The following is a 16939-nucleotide window of genomic DNA, read 5'->3' on the forward strand; positions in this document are numbered from 1 at the left end:
CGCGCTACCTCACCTCTCCGTAGAAGCTCTGGCCCCGCGGCAGCGCCGCGAGGCCGAGCGCCTCGGCGATCGTCGCACCCACGTCGCAGAAGCTTGTGCGCACGCCCAGATTGCGTCCCGCCGCGCGCGCAGGCCCGTACGCGAGGAGCGGGACGTGCTCTCGCGTATGGTCGGTCCCCGCGTGCGTCGGGTCGTTACCGTGGTCGGCGGTCAGGATGAGCAGGTCGTCCTGCCCCACGAGCGGCAGGAGCTCGGGGAGAAACGCGTCGAACTCCTCGAGGCAGCGCGCGAAGCCCGTCGCGTCGCGCCGGTGTCCGTAGAGCGAGTCGAAGTCGATGAGGTTCACGAAGACCAGACCCCGGTCGAGGCGCGCGAAGCGGTCGCGCGTCTTCACGAGCCCGTCGGCGTTCCCCTCGGTGTGGATGGACTCCGAGAGCCCCTGCCCCGAGAAGATGTCCCCGATCTTGCCCACGCCGACCACCGGGACTCCCGCGGCGTGCAGCCGGTCGAGCAGGGTGGGCTCGGGGGGAGGCATGCCGAAGTCGTGGCGGTTGTAGGTGCGCTTGAAGGCCCCCGGGCTGCCGACGAAGGGGCGCGCGATCACACGCCCGACCTTCAGCGGATCGCACAGCCTGCGCGCCACGCGGCACGCGGCGTAGAGCTCCTCGAGCGGGACCTTCTCCTCGTGCGCCGCGATCTGAAAGACGCTGTCCGCGCTGGTGTAGACGATCCAGCTCCCCGTGCGCAGGTGCTCCTCGCCGAGCTCGTCGAGGATCGCGGTCCCCGAGGCCGGCACGTTGCCGAGCACCCCGCGGCCGGTCTCCTCGGCGAAGGCCGCGATGAGCTCCTCCGAGAAGCCGTCCGGGAAGGTGCGAAAGGGCTCCGTCGTGACCAGCCCCGCGAGCTCCCAGTGGCCGGTGGTGGTGTCCTTGCCCGCCGAGGCCTCCGCCAGGCGCCCGTAGGCGGCGCGCGGCGCGTCGGCCGAGCTCACGCCCTCGGCGCGGGTCAGGTTGCCGAGCCCCAGCGCGCCCAGGTGCGGGACCTTCAGGCCGCCCACGGCCCGCGCCGTGTGGCCGATCGTGTCCGCTCCGGCGTCGCCATAGCGGTCGGCGTCCGCGGCCCGACCGCAGCCGCAGCTATCGAGGACGATCAGGAGAACTCGCTGGCTCACGCTCGCTCCTCGGAAAATGACGGTCGCGGCCCTCCCCGCGGGCCGCCGCTTGCGCGCGTTTCGGGTCGATCAGTACTGCGAGGTGCTGACCCCGCCGGTGACGATGGCCACGCTCGCGCTCGCGCCGATGCGATTCGCTCCGGCGGCCACCATCTTTTGCGCGTCCTCGAGGCTGCGCACGCCTCCCGAGGCCTTCACGCCCATGCCGCTCCCCACCACCTTGCGCATCAGGGCGATGTCCGGCTCCGTCGCGCCCCCCTTGCCGAAGCCGGTCGAGGTCTTCACGAAGTGCGCTCCGGCGAGCTTCGAGAGGGTGCACCCGGCCACCTTCTGCTCGTCGTCGAGGAGCCCGGTCTCCAGGATGACCTTCACCTTGGCCGGGCGCGAGGCCTGCACCACCTTGCTCACGTCCTCGAGGACCAGCGTGTAGTTGCCGTCCTTCAGCGCGCCGAGATTGATCACCATGTCGATCTCGCTCGCCCCGGCCCGCACCGCCTCGCGCGCCTCGTAGGCCTTGGCCCCCGGGCTCATCGCGCCCAGCGGGAAGCCCACCACGGCGCAGACCTTCACCGGGCTCCCCGCGAGCAGGGCCTTGCAGCGCGGCACGTGCGCGCTGTTCACACAGACCGTGGCGAAGCTGTACCGGCGCGCCTCCTCGCAGAGCTTCTTGAACTCGTCGTCCGTGGCGTCGGGCTTGAGCAGCGTGTGGTCGATCATGGACGCGAGGTCCGACGACACGGGTCCGGTGATCCCCGGCTTGGCGCCCACGCGGACCAGCCCGTGGTGGGTCATGCTGCGCACCACGTCCTGCAGCTTCACCGCGCAGCTGCCGCACTGGGTGCACGCGTCGGCGCAGGAGGTCCCCGCCGGGGTCTTGAGCTGGCCGAGCTGCGCGCGGATGCGCTCGGCCACGATCTCTGCAATACGGTCCAGATCGTCCATCGCTACGGCTGCCGTCCGAGGAGAATGCCCTCGCAGGTCGTCAGGCTAGCGCCGCGGGCAGGGCCGCGTCAATTGCCCGGGAGGAAGAGGTAGAGACCCGCCGCCCCGAGGGCGCACAGCACGGAGACGACGGTCAGCGCTACCGCCCACCCTGGGAGCGGTCGGGGCACCTCCAGCGCGGCCGGTCCGGGGCGGAGACCGTCGGTGGCGAGCGGCAGGAGACCCCGCCGTGGGCCCTGCACCAGCGTCGGGGTGCTGACGACGGCGTCGCCCTTGGGACGGACGGGGCGCGGGGCAGGGGCGTAGAGAGCGCTCCCCGTGGGCAGCGCGGTGGCGAACGGGGTCAGGACCTCGACGACCTCGTCGTAGCCGGGGCGCCGCGCGGGCTCCTTGGCCATCATGCGCAGGACGAGCTGTGCGAGCTCGGGCGCCACCTCCGGCGCCTCCAGCTCGAGCAGCGGCGGCGGGCTCGTCACGTGCCGCGCCACCACGTCCATATAGGTGCAGTTCTCGTCGAGATAGCGGAAGGGCGGCCGCCCCGCGAACAGGTGGAAGAGCGTGCAGCCGAGCCCGTACACGTCGGCGCGGCTGTCCACCTCCTCGCCGCGGGCCTGCTCGGGCGGGATGTAGTCCGGCGTGCCGAGCGTCGAGCCCTGGAGCGTCAGGTCGGCGCTCCCGTCGAAAGGGCGCGCCGCCTTGGCCAGCCCGAAGTCGGTGACCTTGACCTGGCCGCGCTCGGTGACCACCAGGTTCGCGGGCTTGACGTCCCGGTGCACCACGCCGGCGGCGGCGGCCTCGGCCAGACCGAGCGCTGCGCCCACCCCGATCGAGGCGGCGATCCCCTGCTCGAGGCGCCCGGCGCTGTCGAGGAGCTGCGCCACGTCCACGCCGCTCAGGTATTCCATCACGAAGAAGGGCCGCCCCTCCCAGCTGTCGGTGTCGAAGATCTGCACCACGTTGGGGTGGTTGATCGCCGCCACCGAGCGGGCCTCGCGTTCGAAGCGCGCCCGCAGGTCGGGGCGCGCCAGGTGCTCCTGCCGGAGCAGCTTCACGGCCACCTTGCGCCCGAGCATGCGGTCCTCGGCGAGCAGCACCTCTCCCATCGAACCCGACCCGCGGTGCTCGAGGATCACGTAGCGACCGACGACGGTGCCCACCTCGGGGAGGCTGGAGCTCTCGGCGCTCATCCGCGCAGTCTATCAGAGGGTCAGGTCCAGCTCGAAGTAGAGCGCTCCCGGGACCGGGTTGTGCCGGTACGGCGGGATGGGACGAAAGCCGAGACGGTCGTAGAGCGCGAGGGCCGCCTGCATCGAGGGGAGCGTGTCGAGCCGCATTCGCGCGTAGCCGCGGCTCTGGGCCTCGGCGACCACCGCGTCGGCGAGCCGCCTCCCGAGGCCGGCGCCGCGATGTGCGCCACGAAGGTAGAGCCGCTTCATCTCGCAGATGTCACCGTCGAAGGGGCGCAGGCCGACGCAGCCGATGGGGGTCTCGCCGTCCCGCGCGAGGAGGAGCGCGCCGCGCGGAGGGGCGTAGTCTCCCGGCAGCGTCGCCAGCTCGGCCTCGAACCCCTGAAAGCAGAGGTCGACGCCGAGCCAGGTCTGGTATTCGCGAAAGAGCGCGCGGATCGCCTCGAGCTCGGCCGGGCCTCCCCCGGGCGTCTCGCCGCAGCGCTGGATGACAGCGGTCACTGCGGCGGGATGCACATCGACTGCATTGGATTTACGGCCCAGCAGTTCGTGCCGCTCGGGCAGTTGTAGGTCTTGCCGAACTCGTCCTTACAGAGGTAGGCGCAGGCCGAGTAGGTGGTGGTCCCCGTGCCCGGCCGGGTCACGCTGCCGCTCACACACATCTGCGACAGCCCGAACTTGACGCGGTCCGCGCTCGCGCAGGCCGGGTTGCCGCTGCACTTCTTCGTGCAGACGCCCTTCTTCTGGTCCCAGCCTGGAACCAGGCAGGTCTCGTCCGCGCCGCAGGCTCCGCCCAGGTTGCAGAAGGTGACCTTGTAGCCGGTGGTGTTGCCGCTGTCCTTGGTGCCGCCGCCGCCCGTGTCCTTGCGCCCGCTCCCCGAGTCCCCCGGCTTCACGCCGCCGTCGGGCCGGGGCCCGCTCGCGTCGCGCGCCGCCCCGTCGCGCGCCGCCCCGTCGCGTGGCCCGCCTCCGCCGTCGGCCGAGCCGCCCGGCGGTCCATCGGAGCTTCCGCCCCCTCCGTCGACCACCGGCCCCGCGCTGCCGTCTCCCGTCGCCGCCCCGTCCGTGCCCGCCTGCCCGCTATCGCTGCAGGCTGTGAAGAGCCATGCGCCCACTGCCAGAAGGACCCAGGGCGCCGTGCTGCGCCGCGTCTTCGACATGCCGCCTCCGCTCAGGTGTCGTGCCCGCCGGGAAGGGGTAGCACGGCACGTACCAAGCGCCGTCGCCAGATTCCGTCGTGATCCTACGAGCGCAGGCGTGGACCGGCGGCCTCGGGTGGGACTCCACTCCCCGGGCGGACGAGCAAGTGCGGACCGCGCTACTCGCCGTGCCGTGCGAACACCTGCGGACCGCGCTACTCGCCGTGGCGCGCGCGGCTCTCGAAGCGCGTGTACTTGTCGAGGAAGACGAGTGGGACGCCGCCGACCGGCCCGTTGCGCTGCTTGCCGATGATGAGCTCCGCCAGCCCCTGGTCCCGCATCTCTTCGCTGCGGTGGATGAAGGCGATCACGTCGGCGTCCTGCTCGATGGCGCCCGACTCGCGCAGGTCCGAGAGCTGCGGCGGCGAGCCCTTGCGATCCTCTGCCGCGCGCCGGAGCTGCGAGAGCGCGATGACCGGCAGCGCGACCTCCTTCGCCAGCGCCTTCAGCCCGCGGCTCACCTCGGCCACCTCGCGCTCCCGGCTGTCCACCTGGCGCGGCCCGCGGACGAGCTGGAGGTAGTCCACGATGATGAGCCCCATCTGGTCCGGCTCGCTGAAGATGCTCCGGTCGGCGCGGAAGCGCCTCGACTTCGCGCGGATCTCCAGCACCGATGGCGCGGCGGCGTCGTCGATCCAGATCGGCGCCTCGGCGATGCGGCTCGCCGCGCGCGTGAGGTTCATCCAGTCGTTCTGGTCCAGAAAGCCGCGGCGGAGCTTCTGCGAGTCCACCCGCGCCTCGGAGCACAGGATGCGCTCGATGAGCGACTCCTTGCTCATTTCGAGCGAGAAGACCAGCACCGGCACGTTGTGCAAGGTGGCCGAGTTCTGCGCGATGTTCAGGCAGAGAGCGGTCTTGCCCATGCTGGGTCGGGCCGCGACGATGATCAGGTCCGAGCGCTGCAGCCCCGCCGTCATCTCGTCCAGGTCGTGAAAGCCGGTCGGCACCCCGGTGATGGACTGCTTCTTCTCGTAGCGGCGCTCGATCGCGGCGAAGGCGCTGATCAGGAGCTCCTTGGCCGGCACGTAGGAGCTCCGCGCCGTGCGCTGCGTCAGCTCGAAGATGCGGTGCTCCGCCTCGTCCACGAAGCCGTCCACGGGCTCGGGCTCGGTGTAGGCCTTGGCGGTGATCTCCGAGGTGTGCTGGATCAGGCGGCGCAGCGTGGACTTGTCGCGCACGATGCGCGCGTGATAGGCGATGTTCTCGACGGTGGGGACCTTGGTCGCGAGCTCCGCGAGCCCCGAGACGCCCCCCACCCGGGTCAGCTCGTCGCTCGTGCGGAGCTGCTCCTCCAGCGTGATGATGTCCACCGGCCGGCCGAACTGCTCGAGCCGCAGCATGGCGTTGTAGATCGCCTGGTGCGCCGGCACGTAGAAGTCATCGGGCTCGAGGAGCTCGATGATCTGGTTCAGCGCTTCCTTCGGATTGAGGAGCACGCCTCCTAGGACGGAGGCTTCCGCGTCGCGGTTGTGGGGCAGGGGGCGGCCAGCGCCCCCGGAGGAAGGCGGTCGTTCGGCCATCAGCGCGCAAGCAGCGGCATTACTTCGCCACCACCCACACTTTGACCTCGGCCACCATGTCGCGCGACAGCCGTACCTTCGCGGTGTGCACGCCGATGGTCCGGATGGGCTGGTCGAGCTCGATCTTCTTCTTGTCCACGTTCACGCCGGCGGCCTCCAGGGCCTCGGCGATCTCGCGGGTCGTGACCGAGCCGAAGAGGCGGTCTTCCTCGCCCACGGGCTTGGCGATGTTGACCGAGGTCTTCTCGAGCTGGACCTTGTACGCCTCGGCGTCCTTGCGCAGCTTCCGGTCGCGCGCCTCGATCATCCGCTTCTGATGCTCGAGCTGCTTGAGGCTCCGGTCCGAGGCCGGAACGGCCAGGCCACGCGGGATCAGGTAGTTGCGTCCGTAGCCGTCCCGAACGTTCACCACCTGTCCGGTGCGGCCAAGGTTATCCACATCCTCACGGAGGATAAGTTGCATGGGCCCCTCACTTTCCCGTGACCACGAAGGGCACGAGCGCGATCATGCGGGCCCGCTTGATGGCGAGCGCCACCTGGCGCTGGTGCTTCGCGTTGTTGCCGCTGATGCGGCGCGGAACGATCTTGCCGCGCTCCGTGACGAAGTTGCGCAGAAGCTGCGGATCCTTGTAGTCGATGACCAGGTTCGGGTCCGCCGCGAAGCGGTCGATCTTGCGCCGGCCGAAGCCGCGACCGCCTCCGCGGCCGCCCTTCTTGTCGCCTCCACGATCGTCCTTGTCGCGATCCCGGCCGCCGCTGCGCTCGCGATCCTTACTCATGCCGCCACGTCCGTTCATTACTCGTCCTCCGTCTTGGCGCTGGTCTCGGAGCTGCCGCTCGCTTCGGTTGCCGTCTCGTCGTCGCCGCCCTTCTCGCCGCCTTCCTCGCCCTCCTCGCTGGCCTCTTCGCTCTCCTCTTCACCCTGCTCGTCGTAGCCACGGCCGAGGTACGTGTCTTCCTCGTCGGGGACCGTCGCTGCCGCGGCGGCGTAGCTCTCGTCGTTCACGTCCGTGGGCCGCGCGTTCGGGTCCACGTCCTCGTCGACCTTCACACTGATGAAGCGGATGACCAGGTCGAGCATGCGCAGGTTGCGCTCCACCTCGGCCACCACGTCCGCCGGCGAGAGGTAGCGCCAGTAGAGGTAGATGCCCTTGAGCTGCTTCGAGATCTCGTAGGCGAGCTTGCGCTTGCCCCAGTTCTCGAGGCGCAGGAGCTTCCCCTTGCGTCCTTCGATCACGCCGCGGATCCGGTCGTTGATCTCCTGGATCTGCTCGGTCGGCGCGTCGGGCTTGAGAATGTAGATGGTTTCGTACTCGCGCTGGGTACCTGGTTGGTCCCGTTGCGACACCAGCTGGGCCATGTGCTCTCCTTTCGGCTCGTCAGCCCCCACCCACTCGTGGGAGCAAGAAGTGGCATACCTATACCACGTCCCGTGCTTCTGTCGCGTTCGCCGTGCGGGCCGAACGATCTTTCAGTCCTTCTCCCCGCCGCGCCCGCCGCCTCCGCCGGCCGCCTCGCCCGAGCCCCCCTCGGGGTCCTTGGGCTTGGCCGGGGTCCGGTTGTGCCGGTTCATGGCCTCCTTCAGGCCCCGCGTGAGCACGGTGCGCACCGCCTCCGCGCCCTTCGCCACCAGCTCTTCCACCGCCTCCTGCTCGCTCGCCCGGAAGTCCGCGAGCACGTAGTCCGCGACCTCGCCGAAGGTCGGCCGTCCGACCCCGAGTCGCACCCGAACGTAATCGCCGCTGCCCAGCTCCTCGGTGAGGGAGCGAAGCCCGTTGTGCCCCGCGTCGCCTCCCCCTTGCTTCACCTTCAGGCGCCCGAGCTCCAGGTCCACGTCGTCGTGCACCGCGACGATCTGCTCCGGCGCCACCCGGTAGAACCTCGCGAGCGGCGCCACGCAGCGACCGCTCAGGTTCATGAAGGTCTGCGGCTTGACCAGCATCACCGGTCGCCGGCTCAGCTCTCCCTGGGCCAGCTCGCCCGCGTACTTGGCGGAGCGCTTGAAGGCGAGCTCCCCGGCCCGGGCCAGCCGCTCCACCACCATGAAGCCGATGTTGTGCCGGTTTCTCTGGTAGCGCGTCCCCGGATTCCCGAGGCCCACGACGATCCAACGAGCCTCTGCGTCCATGACGGGGTCCGCGCGCGGCCAGGGGCGACGATCGGGCTACTTCTTCTCCTTCTTGTCGCCGGCCGGGGCCTTCGCGCCCGCCGCGGGCTTGGCCGCTGCGCCCGCCTTGGCATCCTTGGCCGCACCCTCCGCCGGGGCCGCTGCCGCCGCGCCTTCCGCCGGGGCCGCACCCTCGGTGGTGGTCGCCGCGACCTCGACCTCCTTGCGCGGCGCGGTGACGAGCGCCACGGTCTGATTCGGCGGTAGGACGAAGGTCACGCCCTCTGGCGCCGGCAGCTGCGAGATGGAGAGCGTGTCGCCCATCTTCAGCGGCGCGACGTTGCCCACGATCTTGGCCGGAATCAGCTCGGGCCGGCACCGCACCTCGAGCGTGCGGAACACCTGGTGCAGGACGCCGCCCACGATCAGGCCCTCGGGCTTCCCCTCCGTCACGAACGGGATGGTCACCGTGAGCGGCTGGTCGAGCGCCACGCGCACGAAGTCCACGTGCCGTAGCGTGCTCTTGATGGGGTCGATCTGGTAGTCCTTCACCAGGACCTTGAGGTTCTCGGTCCCCTTCGCCCCGCCCTCGATGGTCAGATCGAGGAGCGTGTTCTCCTTCTTCGCCGGGTCCAGCGCCTTCTGCAGCGACGACGGATTCAGCTGGAGGAGCTCGGCCTCGCCCTTCAGGCCGTAGAGCACGGCCGGGATCTGTCCCGAGGCGCGGAGCCGTCGGCAAACCCCCTTGCCCGCCTTGTCGCGGCGGCTGACCGTCACCTGACCCATCGGCACTGCGTTCTGCGTTTCCATCGTCTGAACCCTTTCTGCCGGCGATCGCTAAACGAACAGCGAGCTGATCGAATCGCCGTGGTGGATGCGCTTGATCGCCTCACCCAGCAGGCGACCCACGCTGAGCACCTTGATCTGCTTGAGCTGCTTGGCCTCCTCACGGAGGGGAATGGAATTGGTGACCAGCACCTGTTCGAGACAGGAGGCGCCGAGACGCTCCACCGCCGGCCCCGAGAGGACCGCGTGCGTGGCGGCGGCCAGGACGCGCCTGGCCCCCTTCTTCAGGACGGCCTCGGCGGCCTGCGTGAGCGTGCCCGCCGTGTCGATCATGTCGTCGAGGATCACGGCGGTCTTGCCTTCGACCTCGCCGATGATGTTCATCACCTCGCTCACGTTCGGCTTCTCGCGCCGCTTGTCGATGAACGCGAGGGTCGCGCCGAGCCGCTTGGCGTAGGCTCGCGCTCGTTCCACGCCACCCGCGTCGGGGGAAACCATCACGAGCTCGTGGTCGCGCATGCGATCCCGCAGGTGCTCGATGAGCACCGGCATGGCGAAGAGGTGGTCGAAGGGGATGTTGAAGAAGCCCTGGATCTGGCCCGCGTGGAGATCCATGGCCAGCACGCGGTCGGCTCCCGCGGCGGTGATGAGATCCGCCACGAGCTTGGAGGAGATCGGGGTGCGCGGTTTGACCTTGCGGTCCTGCCGGGCGTAGCCGAAGTACGGCATGATCGCGGTGATCGAGCCCGCCGAGGCGCGGCGCAGGGCGTCGATCATCACGAGCAGCTCCATGATGTTCTGGTTGACCGGGGAGCAGGTCGGCTGCACCACGCAGCAGTTCACGCCGCGAACGTTCTCGCCGATCTCGACGAACGATTCCCCGTCGGAGAAGGCCGAGACGTTGGCCTGCCCTAGCGGCACGCCCACGTACTTGCAGATCTCCTCCGCGAGGGGGCGGTTTGCGCTACCGCTGAAGATGGTCAAGGCCTTGAGCATGCACTACTCCGGCGCCGCTGCGTCGGCGCGCCCGCCCCTCACGTCGATCCAGTTGGGGCGGGAGGATTCGAACCTCCGAATGCGGGAACCAAAGTCCCGTGACTTGCCGCTTGTCGACGCCCCAGTAGCGTTTCTGAATCGACGGAGCGACATGCTGCGACGGGCGCCTCCGTCGTCCAACTGTTTGATCTCGTTTGGCTGCTGCCCACGCGCCCGCCGCCGCCTATATAGGGGATCCGAATAGGTGTGTCAAGCTGCAACCACCCTGGGTGGCGAGCGCCGAGACGCCGCGACTTTCCTTCAGAAAGAGGGCCGCGGCCCCGGCCTCCTCGGGGCTCCGGAAGAGCCCGAAAACGGTGGGTCCGCTCCCCGACATGCCCGTGGCGAGGGCCCCCGCCTCCGCGAGCCGGGCGCGAAGGCGCGGAATCTCGGGGCAGAGCCGGGCCGCCGGGGGCTCGAGGTCGTTCCATATTAATGGAAGGACGGACTCGAGGCGCCCATCCAGGGCCACGGGCTGAGGGGGGGCGGGGCGCCGCTCCCCCGGGGTCAGGCCCAGGGCGCGATAGACCTCGGCCGTACCGAGCGGGGTCCCGGGGTTCGCCAGCACCAGGTCGAGGAGCGGCAGGCCCGAGAGGGGGGTGAGCCGCTCCCCGATCCCCTGGGCCCGCGCGGCGCGGCCGAGCAGAAAGAAGGGGACGTCGGCGCCGAGTCCGAGGGCCACGGTCGCGAGCTCGGCCTCGGACAGGGGGTGAAAGGCGTCGTTCAGGGCGCGCAGCACCGCGGCGGCGTCGCTCGAGCCTCCCCCGAGTCCGGCGGCGGCCCACACGCGCTTCTCGACGGTAAGTCTCACCCGGGCGGTGCGGCCGGTCCGCGCGAGGTAGGCCTTTGCGGCCCGTGCGGCCAGGTTCTCGGCCCCGTCCAGGTCGGGGCGGCCGGGGCAGGTGCAGGTCACCACCGACGAGGACGCCTCCTCGAGCTCGACGGTGACCCGGTCGGCGAGGGCGAGCGGCACGAAGAGGCTGTCCAGCTCGTGGTAGCCGTCCTCGCGGCGACCCACGACGCGCAGGGAGAGGTTGATCTTCGCCGGGGCCGCTCGTTCGTGCTGCACGCCTTCTCATACCGCTCCGCCCCCACCGCGTACAAGCCCCACGGCGCGCGCGGGCCGACGGCGGGCTGAGGGTGGCGCACGCGGCCGGCGAGGGCGCCGCACGCTGGCGGCGCAGAGGTGCCGCGGGTATGATGGGGCCCTTTTCTGCCCGAGCGGAGGAGTGACACGCCATGTGTGGAATCGTTGGGTACGTGGGCAGCCAGGCCTGTGCGGAGATCCTGATCGATGGGCTGCGGCGACTGGAATACCGCGGCTACGACTCCGCGGGGGTGGCGATCGTCGACGGCACGAGAACCAAGATCCTTCGGGCTCAGGGCAAGCTCAGCAACCTGACGAAGCTCGTGAACGAGGCCAAGCCCGCCGGCACCGTCGGCATCGGGCACACGCGGTGGGCCACGCACGGGCGTCCCTCGGAGCAGAACGCGCACCCGCACAAGTACGGCTCGGTGGCGGTGGTGCACAACGGGATCATCGAGAACCACGCGACCCTGCGGGCGCAGCTCCAGTCCCAGGGACACGTCTTCTCGTCGGAGACGGACACGGAGATCGTCGCGCACCTCGTGGACAACGAGGTGAAGGCGGGCAAGACCCCCTACGAGGCGGTCCGCGCCACGCTGGCCCAGGTGCACGGCGCCTACGCGCTCTGCGTGATCGTGGACGGCGCCGCGGACCAGCTCGTCGCCGCGCGCCACGACGCCCCGCTCATCCTCGGCGTGGGCCAGGGGGAGAACTACGTGGCCTCCGACGTCCCGGCGATCCTGAGCCGCACGCGCGACATGATCTTCCTCGACGAGCAGGAGATCGCGGTGGTCCGGGCGACCGGCATCGAGGTGACGGACCTCGAGGGGAACAAGAAGCAGAAGGAGCCGCAGCGCATCCTCTGGGACGCGATGATGGCCGAGAAGGGCGGCCACAAACACTTCATGCTGAAGGAGATCCACGAGCAGCCGCGGGTGGTGACCGACACCATCCGCGACCGCATCTCCCCGAGCACGGGTGACGCCTTCATCGACGGCTTCGAGATCGACGGCAAGGCGCTGCGGAAGGTCACGATGGTGGCCTGTGGCACCTCGTGGCACGCGGCGCTGGTCGGGAAGTTCCTCGTCGAGGGGATCGCGCGCGTGCCGGTGGAGGTGGACCTCGGGAGCGAGTACCGCTACCGCGATCCGATCGTCGGCAAGGACGACCTGCTCGTGGCCATCTCGCAGTCGGGAGAGACCGCGGACACCCTGGCCGCGCTGCGCGAGGCGAAGCGCAAAGGGGCGCGCGTGCTTTCGATCTGCAACGTGGTGGGCTCCACCATCGCCCGCGAGTCGGACGGTGTGCTCTACACGCACGCGGGTCCCGAGATCGGCGTCGCCTCGACCAAGGCCTTCACCACGCAGCTCGCGGCGCTCGTGGTGCTCGCGATCTACCTCGGCCGGCGCACCGGCGCGCTCACCCCCGAGAAGGGCAAGGAGCTGATCGAGGACCTCCTCGCGGTGCCGGAGAAGATGAAGCGCGTGCTGGACCATTCGGCCGCGGTGAACGTGATCGCCCGCCGCTACGCCACGGCGCGGGACTTCCTCTACCTGGGGCGCGGCATCAACTACCCCATCGCCCTCGAGGGGGCGCTCAAGTTGAAGGAGATCTCGTACATCCACGCCGAGGGCTATGCCGCCGGCGAGATGAAGCACGGCCCGATCGCCCTCATCGACGAGAACCTCCCGGTGGTGGTCATCGCTCCCTCCGGCTCGGGCTACGAGAAGATCATCAACAACCTGACGGAGGTGCGGGCACGCCAGGGGAAGGTCATCGCCATCGCCACCGAGGGGGACGCGGAGATCGGCGACATGGTGGACGACGTGATCCAGGTCCCCGGGGTGCGGCCCGAGCTCCAGCCCCTGCTCACCGTGCTGCCGCTGCAGATCCTGGCCTACCGCGTGGCCGACATTCGCGGCACCGACGTAGACCAGCCGCGCAACCTGGCCAAGAGCGTGACCGTCGAGTAGGCGCGTCGGCGCCCCCCTGGAGAGCCCCATGACGAAGATCGAGAAGCTCATCATCATCGGTACCGGCCCCGCGGGCTACACCGCCGCGATCTACGCCGCGCGCGCCGAACTCAATCCCCTGGTGATCGAGGGGCTCGAGCCCGGCGGCCAGCTCACCATCACTACCGACGTGGAGAACTATCCGGGCTTTCCCGACGGGGTGCAGGGACCGGAGATGATGGCGCTCTTCCGCAAGCAGGCCGAACGCTTCGAGGTGCGTTTCCAGAGCGGCATGGTCACGCGCGTGGATTTCTCGGGCCACCCTTTCCGCGTCTTCGTGGACGACGGCAGCGTGCACGCCGCGCAGTCGGTGATCGTCGCCACCGGAGCCTCGGCGCGCTACCTCGGGCTGCCCTCGGAGGAGAAGCTCAAGGGCTACGGCGTCTCGGCCTGCGCCACGTGCGACGGCTTCTTCTACCGTGGCAAGGAGGTCACGATCGTCGGGGGCGGGGACACGGCGATGGAGGAGGGGACCTACCTCACGCGCTTCGCCAGCAAGGTGACGGTGATCCACCGGCGCGACGAGTTTCGCGCCTCGAAGATCATGCAGAAGCGCCTGCTCGAGCACCCGAAGATCGAGGTGGTCTGGAACAGCGTGGTGGACGAGGTGCTCGGGGACCCGAAGGAAGGGGGCGTGGTCGGCGTGCGGGTCAAGGACGTGAAGAGCGGCGCCACGCGCGAGATCCCCTGCCACGGTATGTTCGTGGCCATCGGGCACAAGCCGAACACGGAGCCCTTCGTCGGACAGCTCGAGCTCGAGGAGAACGGCTACCTGAAGGTGGTCCCGGGCACGGCGCAGACCAGCGTGGACGGCGTCTTCGCGGCGGGGGACGTGGCGGATCACGTCTATCGCCAGGCGGTGACCGCGGCGGGGACCGGCTGCATGGCGGCGATCGAGGCCGAGCGCTGGCTCACGCGGCGCGGGGCCTGAGGCCGATGCCCGACACCACGATCCTGCGCGGCTCGGACGAGCTCGTGACCCTCCTCGGCGGGAGCACGCTCTTTACCGGTCTCGCGGAGCCGCACCTGCGGCGCCTCGCGGGCCTCGGCACGGTGGCGGCGTACCCGCGCAACGCGCACGTCTTTCAGGAAGGCGAGCCGGGGCAGGAGCTCTTCGTGGTGCTCAAGGGGGCGGTGCGCATCAGTCGCCAGGTCCCCGGGATGGGCGAGGAGGCGCTCGCGGTGCTGCGCCCCGGCGCGGCCTTCGGCGAGATGGCGCTGATCGACGCGTCCCCGCGTTCGGCCGACGCCCTGGCCCACGAGGCCTGCGAGCTCTACGTGCTGGCCAAGCCCGAGCTCGACGACCTGCTCTTCGTGGACCGCGATTTCGCCTGCGACCTGCTCTGGAAGCTCGTGCGCACCCTCTCCACGCGCCTGCGCGAGACCAACGACAAGATGACCATGCTCTCGATCAGCGCGAAGTTCGAGTAGCGCGCGGTCGCGCCGTCTAGCTTCGCCAGGGGGGAAATCGTGCAGAACGCATTTCACTGGGGGCAGCTGCGCCGTATTCGGCCAGATGGTTGGTGTGGGGTGGGCCTATGACGTTCGGTAGGGTGCTCGCCGGGGGCATTGCTGCGGCGACAGCGGTCTTCTTCGTCGCGTGTGCGAAGGAGGAGGTCGAGCTCTTCGAGGTGTGCAGCCTCGCGAAACTATGCAAGCAGATCGAGACGGGCACGTACTGCTGCGGGCCGAAGGCAGTTGCCACGGCGGACCCGAGATGTTGCCCAGGCGTGACGTACCCGATGGAGGTGCGCGGATGCGACCAGTCGCTCTCGCATTGCCCGAAGTTCTGCTCTACCTGCTTGCCCTACGAATATCGCTACGGTCGCCCCCGCCCTGACCTCGGGCCGATCCCCGATCGCGGTGGCCCGATCCCCGATCGCGGTGGCCCGATCATCGTGCATCCCCCGGACGCGGGGTAGCGCCTGCGGAGTAGCGCCTGCTCGCCCCGAGGCCCCTCTCTGCGCTATAACGCGAACCGAGATGACGCGTCGGGAATGGCTGGCTCTCGTCTTCGGTCGCGCGGGCCTCGGGCTCCTGGCGGGCGCGTCGCTCGGCCTTGCCGCCTGCAACCGCGAACGCTGGAAGACCAAGACCCCCGAGCAGTGCGCCGCCGACCAGCCGCTCACCGCCGAGGACGAGCGGGCGCGCAAGCTGCTCTCGTACCTCGAGCGCTCCCCCATCCCGAAGCGCCTCTGCGCGAACTGCCGCTTCTACCGGGCCACCTTCCCCGGCGAGTGCGGTAGCTGCTTCGTGCTCAAGGGGCGCATTCATCCGGCGGGGTGGTGCAGGCGCTGGATCCGCTTCTGACCGCTACCACGTCGGGGCGTCGTGTCGTTGCGCCGGGGCTACGGTGGCAAGATCGATCGTCGGCCTCGAACGGCCGGGGGCGTGCTGTCCCGAGCGGTTCTCACACGTTGAAGGTGTGCCCCGCGCAGCGTGCCGCTGGCCCTCCGGTTGCATCGAGCTAGCCCCGAGGCACCCACCGCCTCCGGAGGAGCACCGCATGGCCGAACGGCCTGCCCACCTTCAGCGGGCCACTATCGACCGGGCTCTTCTGCTTGCCGCGCTCTGCGGGTTCGCCGCGTGCGACGGCGTGCTCCGGAGAGGAAGCGCCACCGAGGGGGGCACGCCCGACGCTGCCGTGAGCGGCGATCCGGGCCGCACCCCCGACGGTGGAGCGGCCGCAGAGGGGGGCGGGTCGAACGATGCCGGGTCTGTCGCCGAGGCGGGGCTGACCTCCGACGGTGGACCTGCGAGCGACGCGAGGCGGGTGGGGGACGCACGCCGCGGCGCGGACCGCGGTCTGAAGGATTCGGGCGCGGCGCGGGACGGCAAGGCCCCGGGTCTCGATGCGCAGCGGCGAGACGCCGGCGCCACCCCCCCCACGGGCCTCAACTGGTACCCCGGCTACTACGTGCTCGCGGCCACGCGCGAGCCCAAGGGCAAGCAGAAGATCCTGGACGACCCGCTCGTGGCCCCCTTTCACGGGGTGCAGTTCCGCTACGACTGGGCCGAGTCCGAGCTCTCCCCGGGGAACTACTCCGCCGGCTTCGCGGCCCTCGACGACGATCTGGCGCGCGTCGCGGCCAAGGGCAAGAAGCTGCTGGTCATGCTGATGTACAAGAAGTTCGACGGTAGCTCGGCGGTGCCCGCGGACCTTCGCGCCGGCCCCGGCGCGCACTGCAACGGCTCCGTCTGCGGCGAGATGGTCATCGGGTCCACGCGCTACGCCCTCCTCTGGAACGCGGCCGTCGAGGCGCGGCTGAAGGCCTGGGTCTTCGCCATGGCCTCGCACCTCACGAAGAGCCCCTATCTCTCCAGCGTGGCGGGGGTGATCTTCAACGAGACCTCCAGCACCAAGGACGTGGGCATCCTCACGGCCGCGGGCTTCGACCCCTACCGCCACCTGCAGGCCGTGCAGGAAAACCTCCTCGCCGTGACCGCGGCCGCCCCGCGCCTTGCCGCCTTCATCTACTTCGAGGGCGGCTTCATGAGCATGGATGGCAATCCGGTCAAGGCGCCCGAGCGCATGGGCGACTGGATGCTGCTCCACCCCCGCACGGGCGTCGGCCGCTCGGACATGCAGCCCAAGAACCCCGACGCCAACCATCCGTGCGCGAATCCCACGTACCAGGGACGCGTCCCCTGCGCTCCGGCCGTGGAGGCCATCGACTACGCGCGCAGCGTCACCGATTCGCTGCAGCAGAGCTTCAGCTTCGGGCTCAGCCCAGCGCCGAACGGCCTCTACGCCTCGTTCATTACCTTCTCGTACCGCGACAGCACGAGCGCGGGAGACGCCTTCAGCTTCGCCGACGTCTCGAAAGGGATCGCGAGCCACCCCATCGTGAACAGCAAGCCGCCGTCGTGGTGGTGAGGGCCCAGCGCGGAAC

At 70.0% G+C, this 16939-nt stretch carries 19 protein-coding genes and 1 tRNA gene; 6 read left to right on the top strand and 14 right to left on the bottom strand.

Translation table 11 applies throughout. The features are described from left to right. Positions 1-4: 4 nt before the first annotated feature. The 14 genes from IT371_08220 to IT371_08285 form a co-directional block, all read right to left on the bottom strand. On the bottom strand, positions 5-1171 hold the full coding sequence (locus IT371_08220; GenBank protein ID MCC6747627.1) for a phosphopentomutase: 1167 nt from the start codon (positions 1169-1171) through the stop codon (positions 5-7). Between the two features lie 69 nt (positions 1172-1240). Beyond that, positions 1241-1963, bottom strand: coding sequence for a deoxyribose-phosphate aldolase (gene deoC, locus IT371_08225; protein ID MCC6747628.1), 723 nt, complete (start codon positions 1961-1963; stop codon positions 1241-1243). 218 nt (positions 1964-2181) lie between these two features. Then, entirely contained in the window at positions 2182-3300 is a 1119-nt protein-coding gene (locus IT371_08230; protein MCC6747629.1) for a protein kinase, read from the bottom strand. A gap of 12 nt (positions 3301-3312) precedes the next feature. Continuing rightward, a complete protein-coding gene (locus IT371_08235; protein ID MCC6747630.1) occupies positions 3313-3789 on the bottom strand; it encodes a GNAT family N-acetyltransferase in 477 nt (158 codons plus the stop codon). Between the two features lie 8 nt (positions 3790-3797). Further along, on the bottom strand, positions 3798-4460 hold the full coding sequence (locus IT371_08240; GenBank protein MCC6747631.1) for a hypothetical protein: 663 nt from the start codon (positions 4458-4460) through the stop codon (positions 3798-3800). A gap of 194 nt (positions 4461-4654) precedes the next feature. Next, positions 4655-6019: a replicative DNA helicase gene (gene dnaB / locus IT371_08245; GenBank protein ID MCC6747632.1), complete on the bottom strand. Its 1365-nt coding sequence runs from the start codon at positions 6017-6019 to the stop codon at positions 4655-4657. 19 nt (positions 6020-6038) lie between these two features. Then, positions 6039-6482, bottom strand: a complete 444-nt coding sequence (locus IT371_08250) for a 50S ribosomal protein L9 (protein MCC6747633.1) — start codon at positions 6480-6482, stop codon at positions 6039-6041. Between the two features lie 7 nt (positions 6483-6489). Then, entirely contained in the window at positions 6490-6816 is a 327-nt protein-coding gene (locus IT371_08255; GenBank protein ID MCC6747634.1) for a 30S ribosomal protein S18, read from the bottom strand. Beyond that, on the bottom strand, positions 6816-7379 hold the full coding sequence (gene rpsF / locus IT371_08260) for a 30S ribosomal protein S6 (protein ID MCC6747635.1): 564 nt from the start codon (positions 7377-7379) through the stop codon (positions 6816-6818). Before rpsF ends, IT371_08255 begins: the two co-directional genes overlap by 1 nt. A 111-nt stretch (positions 7380-7490) precedes the next feature. Further along, positions 7491-8147, bottom strand: a complete 657-nt coding sequence (locus IT371_08265; protein ID MCC6747636.1) for an aminoacyl-tRNA hydrolase — start codon at positions 8145-8147, stop codon at positions 7491-7493. Positions 8148-8183: 36 nt separating this feature from the next. Continuing rightward, the gene (locus IT371_08270; protein ID MCC6747637.1) at positions 8184-8936 is read right to left on the bottom strand and encodes a 50S ribosomal protein L25; all 753 of its coding nucleotides are present in this window, start codon (positions 8934-8936) and stop codon (positions 8184-8186) included. A 27-nt stretch (positions 8937-8963) separates the two neighbouring features. Then, positions 8964-9908, bottom strand: a complete 945-nt coding sequence (locus tag IT371_08275) for a ribose-phosphate pyrophosphokinase (GenBank protein MCC6747638.1) — start codon at positions 9906-9908, stop codon at positions 8964-8966. Positions 9909-9960: 52 nt separating this feature from the next. Then, a tRNA-Gln gene (locus IT371_08280) sits at positions 9961-10032 on the bottom strand. Positions 10033-10131: 99 nt separating this feature from the next. Next, on the bottom strand, positions 10132-11016 hold the full coding sequence (locus IT371_08285; protein MCC6747639.1) for a 4-(cytidine 5'-diphospho)-2-C-methyl-D-erythritol kinase: 885 nt from the start codon (positions 11014-11016) through the stop codon (positions 10132-10134). A gap of 170 nt (positions 11017-11186) precedes the next feature. Between IT371_08285 and glmS the strand changes: the two genes are divergently transcribed. From glmS to IT371_08315, 6 genes are all read left to right on the top strand, one after another. Further along, the gene (gene glmS, locus IT371_08290) at positions 11187-13007 is read left to right on the top strand and encodes a glutamine--fructose-6-phosphate transaminase (isomerizing) (protein MCC6747640.1); all 1821 of its coding nucleotides are present in this window, start codon (positions 11187-11189) and stop codon (positions 13005-13007) included. A gap of 28 nt (positions 13008-13035) precedes the next feature. Continuing rightward, on the top strand, positions 13036-13977 hold the full coding sequence (trxB, locus tag IT371_08295; GenBank protein MCC6747641.1) for a thioredoxin-disulfide reductase: 942 nt from the start codon (positions 13036-13038) through the stop codon (positions 13975-13977). A gap of 5 nt (positions 13978-13982) precedes the next feature. Further along, the gene (locus IT371_08300; protein ID MCC6747642.1) at positions 13983-14477 is read left to right on the top strand and encodes a cyclic nucleotide-binding domain-containing protein; all 495 of its coding nucleotides are present in this window, start codon (positions 13983-13985) and stop codon (positions 14475-14477) included. A gap of 107 nt (positions 14478-14584) precedes the next feature. Continuing rightward, positions 14585-14968, top strand: coding sequence for a hypothetical protein (locus IT371_08305; GenBank protein MCC6747643.1), 384 nt, complete (start codon positions 14585-14587; stop codon positions 14966-14968). Positions 14969-15029: 61 nt separating this feature from the next. Then, positions 15030-15356 (top strand): high-potential iron-sulfur protein, encoded by a 327-nt coding sequence (locus IT371_08310; GenBank protein ID MCC6747644.1) that lies wholly within the window; start codon positions 15030-15032, stop codon positions 15354-15356. Positions 15357-15552: 196 nt separating this feature from the next. Then, a complete protein-coding gene (locus tag IT371_08315; protein ID MCC6747645.1) occupies positions 15553-16923 on the top strand; it encodes a hypothetical protein in 1371 nt (456 codons plus the stop codon). Positions 16924-16939: the final 16 nt, after the last annotated feature.

Source organism: Deltaproteobacteria bacterium (genome assembly GCA_020848905.1).
Lineage (GTDB): Bacteria > Myxococcota_A > Polyangia.